Here is a 10372-nt window from a genome sequence, read left to right as displayed (position 1 = left end):
CAGGCAAACGCCGCCAGAAACCCCACAAGCCCTTAAGTTAGCGCGTATGGGGCGTGGTCCCGACCCGAGGCCGGAAGCGCGCTGCTTCATCACGCCCGTCAGATCCTGCATCAGATGGCCCGGATGCGGGGCGAAATCGGGCAATATGCCAAGGGTGTGCGCAGCACGGTCCGGTTGCTTGCAAACACCGCTGCGATGACCGAAATCCTGCCGTCCCGTCTGGCACCGTGGCTGGCCGCACATCCGCAAGTCGATATCGAACTGAAAGAGCGCCAGAGCATCGACATTGCCCGCAGCATTGCCCGAGGGTTCGCCGAAACAGGCATCTTGTCAGATACCGCCGACACCACCGGCCTTGAGCTTCACCCTTTCGCGACCGACCGTCTTGTGGTTGTGGCGGCGCAAGATCATGCCCTGGCATCGGCGCGGCAGGTCGGCCTTGCCGAACTTGCGGGCGAGGCGTTTCTGTCGCTTGCAGGCGGCGCGTTGCAAGACCATCTGAACGCTCAGGCCGCCCGTATAGGTCAGCCGATCAGGCCGCGCATATCGCTGCGAACCTTCTCGGATATCTGCATGATGGCGGGGCGCGGCGTCGGCATCGGAATCATCCCGGAAACAGCCGCACGTCGCTGCCGCAGGGCCACCAGCATCGCGATCATCCGTCTGGCAGAAGATTGGGCGATGCGCCGTTTGTTCCTGTGCGTGAAATCGCAAGGGGAGATGACACCCCTTGCGCAAGACCTGCTTGTTCACCTTCGGAAAGCGTAACGAACGCCCCCCATCACAGCCGGTAAATTTCGCCGAATTTCGCCTCCAGATAATCCGGCAGCGGTTCGGGGCTGATGGCAGCGGCGGTTGCGTTCTCGATCAGCGTGCGGGGCGGCAGCAGGCCGCCGTGGCGCTGGACATTCTCGCGCAACCACTCAACGCCCGGCCCGGCTTCGCCACGCGCAAGGGCGGCGTCAAGATCTGGCACGGCGGCGCGCATGGCGGCGTTCAGACAACCGGCATAGACATTCCCCAGCGCATAGGTCGGGAAATAGCCAAACAGGCCGACCGACCAGTGAACATCCTGCAAGACGCCATTCGCGGGCCGATCCACCGCCACGCCGAAATCGCGCAGGAAACGGGCGTTCCATGCCTCGAGCAAATCCTCGACATCCAGACGCCCGGCGATCAGATCACGTTCCAGATCAAAGCGCAGCATGATGTGCAGGTTATACTGCACCTCATCCGCCTCGGTGCGGATATAGCCGGGGGTGACGCGGTTCACGGTGGCGTAAAAGGCATCGGCATCGGCTACGCTCAGCCCGCCAAAGGCTTCGCTCATCCGCTGATACAGCCAGCCGGTAAAGGCGCGCCCGCGGCCCATCTGGTTTTCATAGATGCGGCTTTGGCTTTCGTGAACGCCCATCGACACGCCCCGGCCAAGCGGCGTGAAGGCGTAATCATCGTCGATGCCCAGTTCATAGGTGGAATGGCCGACCTCGTGGATGGTCGAATACAGGCAGTTGAACGGATCGGTTTCCACCACCCGCGTAGTAATGCGGCTGTCCTGCCAGCCGCCCGAGCTGAACGGATGCACGGCAATATCCAGCCGCCCGCGCGACCAGTCATAGCCGAAGGCACTGGCGCAGGTGCGGGCCAGACGGATCTGGGTGTCATGGGCGAAATGCCCGCTCAGCGCGGCAGGCTGCGCATCGGCCCCCAGCACATCCTCGCGCAGCGCGACAAGGCGGGGGCGCATGGCATCGAACAGCGCGGCAATATCATCGCCGCGCGCGCCGGGTTCGTAATCGTCCAGCAGCGCATCATACAGATCGCCGCCATCGGCCAGATGCGCGGCCTTTTCGCGCATCAGCATCAGGATATTATCCAGCGTCGGCAGAAAATCCTGCGGCGCGTCATTGGCGCGCGCCTCGGCCCAGATGCCCTGCGCCAGGGATGTCTGCCGCGCGATGTCTGCCGCCAGCCGGGCAGGCACCCGCGCGCTGCGGTGGAAATCGCGGGCGATCAGTTCGGCGATGCGGGTTTCGGCCTCGGTCCCCGGCTGCGCCGCCGCCAGCCATTCGCCGATGCGCGGATCGGTGCGGCGTTCGTGCAACACCGATTCCATCGCGGCCATTTCCTCGGCCCGCTGTTCGGTGGCACCGCGCGGCATGACGGTTTCCTGATCCCAGCCAAGCCGCCCGGCGACGGATGCCAAAGCCTCGGTCTGGCGCTGAAAGGCCAGCAGATCGTCGAATGCGCTCATCGGATGGTTCCCCGAACAGAGGTTTCAAAAGGATAGCGGGCATGGTGCCGCGCACGAAGGATCAGCACGAACAGCGCCACCGCCCCGATCTGGTGGATCAGCGCCAAGCCAAGGGGCGAGGCATGGATCACGTTCAGGATACCCAACCCGATCTGCACCGCAACCATCACCAGCATCACGCCAAAGGCCCCGCGCGTCACCGGATGCGGCGACCGGCGCGCCCGCAGCCAGACGACCACGGCCATGATCGCCAGCAGATAGCCGACGATGCGATGGGTGAACTGCACCGTGGCGGGGTTTTCGAACAGGTTGCGCCAGCCAAGCGCACTGTCCCAGATCGCGGCGGGAATCCACTCGCCCCCCATGGTTGGCCAGCCGGTATAGCTGCGACCGGCGTCGATCCCGGCAACCAGCGCGCCAATCAGGATTTGCACGAATGTCAGATGCATCAGCCCCGTCGCCGCCCCGAACAACCGCCTGTCTCCGGCACGGCGAGCGCGCATCAGATCGGCTTCGGACCGCGACAGGTCCAGCACATACCAGGCGATCAGGCCAAGGATGGCAAAGGCCAGCCCCAGATGCACGGCAAGGCGATAGCTGGCGACGCGCACCATCCCCTCGCCCAACCCCGAAGACACCATCCACCAGCCGATCACCCCTTGCAGCCCGCCCAAGGCACCAAGCCCCAACAGACGCGGCACCCAGCCGGTCGGCACCTGCCGCCGCGCCAGAAACAGCGCAAAACCCGCCGCCCAGATCAGTCCGACCAGCCGGCCAAGCTGCCGATGCGCCCATTCCCACCAGTAAATCTGCTTGAACCCGGCCAGATCCATGTCGGGGTTGACCTGATGAAACTGGTCGATCTGCTGATAGCGTTCGAATTCCGCCTGCCACGCGGCAGCATCCATCGGCGGAATGGCCCCGGTCACGGGTCGCCATTCGGTGATCGACAGCCCCGATCCGGTCAACCGCGTCGCCCCGCCCAACGCAATCATCGCCGCGACCAGCGCGAACAGCACGATCAGCCAAAGACGGATCGCACGGCGCGCGCCCTTGGGGGCGGCGTCGATCATGCCGGTGGTGGCGGTCGGGCGGGCCGCCTGACTCACTTCCTGAAAAACGGGGCGCTTGGCCATGGCAGGCTCCTTTCGGTCGGGGCGGAATTTGACCGCGCCGGGCGGCGATGGCAAGGGGGAACGCCCCCTTGACCCGACGCGCGCCGTGCGTCACCTGAGTCACGCAGGGTCAGCCGCTTCCTGTTTGCCCAAATACGCACCTTGGGGCGGCACCTTGCCAAACGGGGCCACGTCCCCACCCGATCACGGGGTTCAAGTCCGGGACGGCCCGGCGGCATAACCGCAAGGGGAAACGTCATGGCGTGGATTTATCTGGTATTCGCGGGCCTGCTGGAAATCGGCTGGGCCTTTTCGATGAAACGATCCGAAGGGTTCAGCCTGCCTGGCCCCACAATCCTGACCTTTGTCCTGATGGCAAGCAGCTTTGGCCTGCTGGCACTGGCGATGCGCAGCCTGCCACTGGGCACCGCCTACACGATCTGGACCGGAATCGGCGCGATCGGGGCCTTTACCGTCGGCATCCTGATCCTGGGTGAGGCCGCCAGCCCGATGCGCCTGATCGCGGCGGGGCTGATCGTGGCCGGGCTGGTGCTGATGAAAACCGCCGGTTAATCGCGGCGGCGCACCAATTGCCGCAAGGCGCCGTGCAGCACCTGCACATCGCCGCGCGTCAACGGCATCCGCGACCACAGATTGCGCAGGGTCAGCTTGGCCGTGGGGGCCTTTTCGGGCGGAAAGAAAAAGCCCGCCTCGCCCAGCCGGTCTTCCCAGTGATCGGCAAGACGCTCGACCTCCAGCCGGTCGGCGGGCACCTCGCCCGGCGGGCGGCGACCCGGCGGGGCGGGCTGATCGGGCAATAGCCCGCGCGAATATTCATAACCCGTCAACAGCACCGCCTGCGCCAGATTAAGCGAGGCAAAGCCGGGGTTTACCGGCACCGTAATGATGGCATTGGCCCGCACGATGTCATCGTTTTCCAGACCCGCACGTTCGGGGCCAAAGATTACCGCCGCCTGCCCCGTATGCCCGCGCACCTGCGCCATGGCGGTTTCGGGCGTGTGGACGGGCTTGGTCAGCTCGCGCCCGCGGGCGGTGGTGGCAAAGGCCAGATCGACGCCCTCCATCGCCTCGGCCAGCGTCGGATAGACCCGCGCCCGGTCCAGCACCTGCCCCGCAGCCCCCGAGGCCATGGCGACGGCGCGCGGATTGGGCCAGCCGTCACGGGGCGCGACCAGCCGCATCTCGGTCAGGCCAAAGTTCAGCATGGCGCGCGCGGCGGCACCGATGTTTTCGCCCATCTGCGGGCGCACAAGAATGATGATGGGGGCGTTCATGCGCGCGGCCCTAGCGCGAGGCCGCGATCAGGGCAAGGGGTCGCCTGCATCCGGCACCGTTCCCGGCGCGTGCAGAACAAAGGTTTTGGCCCCGCGCGCCCCCTCGGCCGCCTGAATCATCCGCAACTGCGCCAGTGCCGGGTTCGATTGCAGCGCCCGCGCCGCATTGGCCAGGGCGCGCAGCGACGCCTGTTCCGCCCGCGCGCGTTCCAGCGCGGCCAGCCCCTCGCGCCGGGTGCGTTCGACCTCGGTGAACATGCGGCGAACTTCGGGGGGCGTCGTGACCTCAAGCAGCATCAGGCCCGTCACCTCGACCCCCGGCACGGGCTGGCCCATCGCATCGGCAACCTGAGCGGCCAAAGCATCGCGCCCGGCCAATGCCGCATCCAGCGTCATGCCCGCAATCACCCGGCTGGCGGCGGCGCGCAGGTAAGGATCAAGGAAATTGGCCAACTGATCGCCATAGGTTTCAGCCCCAAGATTCTGCGTCCGGGTCAAAAGCGCCGCATCGCTGACACGGACCTGCACCATCAGCGTCAGGCGAAAGGCGAACTGATCCTGCGTTATCACCTCGACCCGTTGGGCAAGGCCCGTCGCCTGACCGCCCCAAACGCGCCGCAGATCAACCGTGCCCGTCACGGGAATGCGGTGCCGCCCCGGCGGCAGGGCGCGCAAAAACTGGCCGTTATGATACAACACACCCTGCCAGCCCGGCCCGATCACCACATGGGCACGGCGATACGACCAAACGGCGGCACCCACCAAGACCGCCAGCACGGCAAATGTCAAAATCAGCGCCATAGCCCCCCCTTGCCGCATGACCCGCCGCCGACACCGCGACCCGCTGGCGGAGGCCCAAAGCCTGCATGGCCAGCAAATGGCTGCCCGCAAGGGCCAGCATCGGCGGCGGGGTTTGTACGAACCACCGTAAAAGCGCACAGGGTTTTCTGCGGCGCTGTCGCGCACACCCCGCCCGCCCATTTCAGGGAGTCGAACCCCGGCAACACACTAGGGCCACCTTTTCCGCCGTCAATGTGATGGTGACACTTTTATGCAAGCCGCCGCTGCGTTATGGCGGGCGGAACATGAAAGGAATGGCCATGGACCAACAGCCGCAGCTTTACCTGATCTTGCCGCCTGCGGCCTCGGCCTCGGATCTGGCCGGTCGGCTGTCCGCCGTGCTGGACACCGCGCCGGTCGCCTGCATCCGCATCCCCGGCGCAGGGGACGAGGCCGAATTGGGCCGCATCGCCGATCTGGTGCGCGAAATCGCCCATGCCCGCGACATCGCCGTGGTGATCGAGGATCACATTCTGCTGGCGCAGCGGCACGGGCTGGACGGGGTGCATCTGACCGATGGCGCACGCGGAATCCGGGCGGCGCGCAAGGAATTGGGGGCAGATGCCATCGTCGGGGCCTTTTGCGGGGCCTCGCGCCATGACGGCATAGCTGCGGGCGAGGCGGGGGCAGATTACGTCTCGTTCGGGCCGGTGGGGGACACCGCGCTTGGGCGCGGCACCCCTGCCCCGCAGGATCTGTTCGCCTGGTGGTCGGAAATGATCGAACTGCCCGTGGTCGCCGAAGGCGCGCTGAACCGCGATCTGGTCACAAACCTGTCTCCGGTCTGCGATTTTCTGGCCATCGGCACTGAAATCTGGTCGGCGGATGACCCGGCCAAGGCACTGTCGGACCTTTGGGGCTGAGCCTGCCGCCCGACGCTCAACCGCCCAGCGTGACAGCCGCGTTAACGGCCAGCGCCAGAATGACAGTATTATAAAAAAACGACAGCGCGCCATGCAGCGTTACCGTGCGGCGAATATCGCTGCGGCAGATGGCGACATCGGCGGTTTGCACGGCCATGCCGATGGTAAAGCTGAAATAGATGAAATCGCGCACACCGGGGTGTGACGCCTGCCCAGCGGCAGGGCTTGCGGGAAAGTTCAGCCCCGGCGCACATCCCTGCTGATAATGCATCCGGGCATAGTGAAAGGCCATGACCGTGTGGATTGTCGCCCACCCCAGCGGCACCGAGGCCACGGCCAGCGCCGCGCGCACCGGGCTGATAACGTCATGTGGCGCGTTCAGCACGCCGACCACCGCCCACAGCCCGACGCCCACCCCGATCACGGCAAGGGTCAGGATAAAGGCGATCCCTTCATCCTCGGTCTGGCCATGGCGGCGCAGGTCGTCAGAGGTCAGGTGACGCCCCTTGATCGCCATCAGGATCAGATAGCAGGCAAAGAACAGATCAGCCCCGATCAGCAGCCGGTCGCCCTGCGACAGCGGCAGCAGCATGGCGGCGGTCAGCCCGATGGCAAAGGCCACCAGAAACCGCCCATGTCGTTGCCAGAAGCTGCGCAATTCAGGCTGTCGCTTGCCGACAGGCCGGGACAGTGGCCCGTCGCCCCATGCCGAGCGATTGCCAGCGCGGCATATTATGCAGCCCTTGGGGGTCGGGCACACCGGCCCTGGCAAGGGCAATCACGACAGGCTCATCCATCCAGTCTTTCGATGGTCCAGCCCTGCCCCGCCAGCAGGTTCAGCACCCCCTGTTCACCCGGCAGATGCAGGGCACCGAAACCGGCGACGATGCCCTTGCCGTCCTGAGCCGCAGTTTCAGCGGCCTCGATCAACGGAGCGATCCAGTTCTGGTTGCGGCGGTTCATCAGCAGGTCTTCGGCAAGGGTGAACTGTTCCTCGACCTCGGCTTGCGACAGGCCCGAGTGATTTTCGGCATCCAGCCGCCCGAATTCCCACAACTGCCAGACATCGCCCGAGAAATAGGCGTTGGACAGCGTAACCGCGTAATCATCGGCATATTCCGCCTGCGGCAACATTACCCGCAGCATCCCGATTTCCTGATCGGGCGTCAGGTCGCTGAACAGGGTGAACACAGTGTCCCACGGTTCCAGCGCACGGATGGGAATATCGTGCGACACGGCCTCTTGGATCAGCAGATCATCCAGCGAACCCTTGATCCCGCTTTCGGCGAAGGTGGCCATCATGCAGGGCGAGATCCCCAGCATCAGCGACACATACCACGGCCGCAGCTTGGCGGTCATGATGGCGGGCATCCCCCGTTCGGCCATGGCGCTGCTGAGGGTATCCCATTCATCGTCAGACAGACGTTCCGGCAGCGTCGGGCCATCGGCATCCACCATCAGCGACGGGTTCAAGGCAAGCACGTTGGTCAGTTGCTCCTGTTCCTCAGGCCCGGCCTCGACCATAACAAGCGCGGCATCGGACAGTGCCGGGGCGATGGTCTGCATCGTTGCCTGATGGCGCGGGTCGGCAAAGTGATAGGTGCCGACGATGGTGATCTGCGCATCATCGCGGCTTGCCTGCCACAGCAGCCCCTGATGATAGGGCACATCGGCCACCGCCGCCGCAATCCGGTCGCGCTCGGCCTGCGGCAGTTCCGCGATCAGGTCGCGCCCGACGCAGCCCGTGGCCGCATCAGCCGCCGTCGCAGCCAGCATCAGCGAGGCAGCAGCAAAGGTCTGTTTCAGCATCATTCCAACCCCACCAGAGCGCGGGCGAAATCGCCTGCATCAAAAGCATCCAGATCGTCGATCTGCTCGCCCACGCCGATGGCGTGGATCGGCAGGCCGAATTTATCGGCCAGCGCCACCAAGACCCCGCCGCGCGCCGTGCCGTCGAGCTTGGTCATCACCAGCCCCGACACATCGGCCAGCTTTTGAAAGGTCTCGACCTGCGAAATGGCGTTTTGCCCGGTGGTCGCATCCAGCACCAGCAGGGTGTTATGCGGCGCCTCGGGGTCGCGCTTGCGGATGACGCGGACGATTTTGGCCAGCTCCTCCATCAGATCGGCGCGGTTTTGCAGCCGGCCCGCAGTGTCGATCATCAGCAGATCGGCACCCTCGACCTCGGCCCGAGCGAGCGCGTCATAGGCAAGGCTGGCCGGGTCGCTGCCTTCGGGCGCGGTCATCACCGGCACGCTCGCGCGCTGCCCCCAGACCTGAAGCTGTTCAACAGCGGCGGCACGAAAGGTATCGCCCGCCGCAATCACCACATTCTTGCCAGCAGCGCGGAACTGGCTGGCCAGCTTGCCGATGGTCGTGGTCTTGCCCGAGCCGTTGACGCCGACCACCAGCACCACCTGCGGCTTTTTCGGGAACAGCGGCAGAGGGCGGGCCACCGGCGACATGATCCGTTCGATTTCCGCCGCCAGAAGCTGTTTCAGTTCGGTGGCCGAAACACGGCGACCCATGCGGCCTTCGGCGATATTGGCGGTGACGCGCAGGGCGGTATCCACGCCGATGTCGGACTGGATCAGCATATCCTCCAGATCCTCAAGCATGGCATCATCAAGGGCGCGGCGCGGTTCGTCCGCTGAGGCGGCACCGAACAGCCGACCGATCAGGCCGGGCTGCTGCGCGGGTTCAGGTGTCGGCGCAGGCGGGGTTTGCGGGGGGGTATCCTCGGCCACCAGATCATCCAGCCCCTGCCCGATCTTGGTGGATGAGCGGGTCAGCCGCTCGCGCAGTTTCGAGAAAAACGACATGCAGCGATCCTTTTGTTCGCGCAGAGGGTAACGGTTGCGCGGTCAAAGGAAAAGAGCGGCGTCCCGCCCAAAGATGCGTATTTGGGCAAACAGGAAGCGGCTGGCGGTTTGCAGCAGGTGCGCTAGGGTAGCGCCATGAAACAGATGCGATATGTCCCGCCGGTTGCGGCCTTTGTTGTTGTGGGCGCGCTGCCTGCGGTGCTGATCCTGTCGGGCTGGGTCTGGGCGGCCCTGATCCTGCTGGCAGTGGCCGGGCCTGCGGCAGATACGCTGCTGGCGCGCGGCTTTGGGCAGGGGGACGGTGTGGACCACCGGGCAGATGCGGGGCTGGTTGTGCTGGCGCTGTGTCATCTGGCGGTGCTGGCAGTGGCGGTGCTGCGGTTGTCGGGCGGCGATCTGGGCTGGCCGCAACGGGTGGCACTGTTTCTGGCCGCGGGGATGTATGCCGGGCAGGTCGGCCATGCCGTCGGGCACGAACTGATCCATCGCGGCGCGCGCGGCCTGTTTCGGCTGGGGGCTGCGGTTTATGTCAGCATGTTGTTCGGGCATCATGTTTCGGCGCATCGGCTGGTGCATCATGTCCATGTCGCCACCGGCGCTGATCCGAATTCGGCGCGGACGGGTGAGGGCTTCTGGCGCTTTGCCCTGCGCGCGTGGGTCGGGTCGTTCCGCGCCGGGCTGACGGCGGAACAGGCACTGTCGGCGCGACGCGCGGGCCGGGCGAACCCTTATCTGTGGTGGGTGGGCGGCGGGCTGGCCTGCATGATCGCGGTGGCCACGCTGACCGGGCCGCACGGGCTGGCCGATTATCTGGGGCTGAGCCTTTACGCGCAGATGCAGATCCTGCTGTCGGATTACGTCCAGCACTATGGCTTGCGCCGCCGCATTGCCCCCGATGGACGCGCCGAACCCGTCGGCCCGCGCCATTCATGGGACAGCCCGCATCCCGTATCCTCGCTGATGCTGGTGAACGCGCCGCGCCATGCCGATCACCACATGAACCCGCTGCGCCCTTACCCGGCGCTGCGCATCCCCGACAACCGCCCGCTGCTGCCCTATCCGATCGCCGTGATGGCGGCCATCGCGCTGATCCCGCCCTTGTGGCGCCGGATCATGGACCGCCGCGTGGCGCGGATGAACCAACCCTGACCGCTTCCTGTTTGCCCAAATACGCACCTTTGGG

General features: G+C 65.7%; 11 protein-coding genes. 4 read left to right on the top strand and 7 right to left on the bottom strand.

All coding sequences use genetic code 11. From position 1 onward, the window contains the following. The first annotated feature begins 114 nt into the window (after positions 1-114). On the top strand, positions 115-768 hold the full coding sequence (locus tag Q4G14_RS08345) for a LysR substrate-binding domain-containing protein (protein WP_368661343.1): 654 nt from the start codon (positions 115-117) through the stop codon (positions 766-768). 13 nt (positions 769-781) lie between these two features. Here the strand turns inward: Q4G14_RS08345 and Q4G14_RS08340 are convergent, their stop codons facing one another. Together Q4G14_RS08340 and ctaA are read right to left on the bottom strand one after the other, a co-directional pair. Further along, complete coding sequence (locus Q4G14_RS08340; protein WP_303361273.1) at positions 782-2254, bottom strand: carboxypeptidase M32; 1473 nt, start codon at positions 2252-2254, stop codon at positions 782-784. Beyond that, positions 2251-3390, bottom strand: a complete 1140-nt coding sequence (ctaA, locus tag Q4G14_RS08335) for a heme A synthase (protein WP_303361272.1) — start codon at positions 3388-3390, stop codon at positions 2251-2253. Before ctaA ends, Q4G14_RS08340 begins: the two co-directional genes overlap by 4 nt. 237 nt (positions 3391-3627) lie before the next feature. On the opposite strand from ctaA, the gene Q4G14_RS08330 reads away from it, so the two are divergent. Continuing rightward, positions 3628-3942 (top strand): multidrug efflux SMR transporter, encoded by a 315-nt coding sequence (locus tag Q4G14_RS08330; RefSeq protein ID WP_303361271.1) that lies wholly within the window; start codon positions 3628-3630, stop codon positions 3940-3942. Here Q4G14_RS08330 and Q4G14_RS08325 read toward each other — a convergent pair. Next, positions 3939-4664 carry an RNA methyltransferase gene (locus tag Q4G14_RS08325; protein WP_303361270.1) on the bottom strand — a complete coding sequence of 242 codons (726 nt, stop codon included), beginning with the start codon at positions 4662-4664 and terminating at the stop codon, positions 3939-3941. The two genes, Q4G14_RS08330 and Q4G14_RS08325, sit on opposite strands and share 4 nt — an antisense overlap. A gap of 27 nt (positions 4665-4691) precedes the next feature. Continuing rightward, positions 4692-5465, bottom strand: coding sequence for an SPFH domain-containing protein (locus tag Q4G14_RS08320; protein ID WP_303361269.1), 774 nt, complete (start codon positions 5463-5465; stop codon positions 4692-4694). A gap of 293 nt (positions 5466-5758) precedes the next feature. On the opposite strand from Q4G14_RS08320, the gene Q4G14_RS08315 reads away from it, so the two are divergent. Continuing rightward, a complete protein-coding gene (locus Q4G14_RS08315) occupies positions 5759-6367 on the top strand; it encodes a thiamine phosphate synthase (RefSeq protein ID WP_303361281.1) in 609 nt (202 codons plus the stop codon). 16 nt (positions 6368-6383) lie between these two features. On the opposite strand, the gene Q4G14_RS08310 is transcribed toward Q4G14_RS08315, so the two are convergent. The 3 genes from Q4G14_RS08310 to ftsY form a co-directional block, all read right to left on the bottom strand. Continuing rightward, positions 6384-7025 carry a DUF1345 domain-containing protein gene (locus tag Q4G14_RS08310; protein WP_303361268.1) on the bottom strand — a complete coding sequence of 214 codons (642 nt, stop codon included), beginning with the start codon at positions 7023-7025 and terminating at the stop codon, positions 6384-6386. 131 nt (positions 7026-7156) lie between these two features. Further along, entirely contained in the window at positions 7157-8179 is a 1023-nt protein-coding gene (locus Q4G14_RS08305; RefSeq protein WP_303361267.1) for a TraB/GumN family protein, read from the bottom strand. Continuing rightward, positions 8176-9189 carry a signal recognition particle-docking protein FtsY gene (gene ftsY / locus Q4G14_RS08300; RefSeq protein WP_303361266.1) on the bottom strand — a complete coding sequence of 338 codons (1014 nt, stop codon included), beginning with the start codon at positions 9187-9189 and terminating at the stop codon, positions 8176-8178. The genes Q4G14_RS08305 and ftsY overlap by 4 nt, the downstream gene beginning before the upstream one ends. Before the next feature lie 135 nt (positions 9190-9324). On the opposite strand from ftsY, the gene Q4G14_RS08295 reads away from it, so the two are divergent. After that, complete coding sequence (locus Q4G14_RS08295) at positions 9325-10338, top strand: alkane 1-monooxygenase (protein ID WP_303361265.1); 1014 nt, start codon at positions 9325-9327, stop codon at positions 10336-10338. Positions 10339-10372: the final 34 nt, after the last annotated feature.

The organism is Paracoccus sp. (in: a-proteobacteria) (assembly GCF_030538755.1).
Taxonomy (GTDB): Bacteria; Pseudomonadota; Alphaproteobacteria; order Rhodobacterales; family Rhodobacteraceae; genus Paracoccus.
The sequence above is the reverse complement of the archived record's forward strand: the minus strand, read 5'-3'. Positions and strand labels throughout refer to the sequence as shown.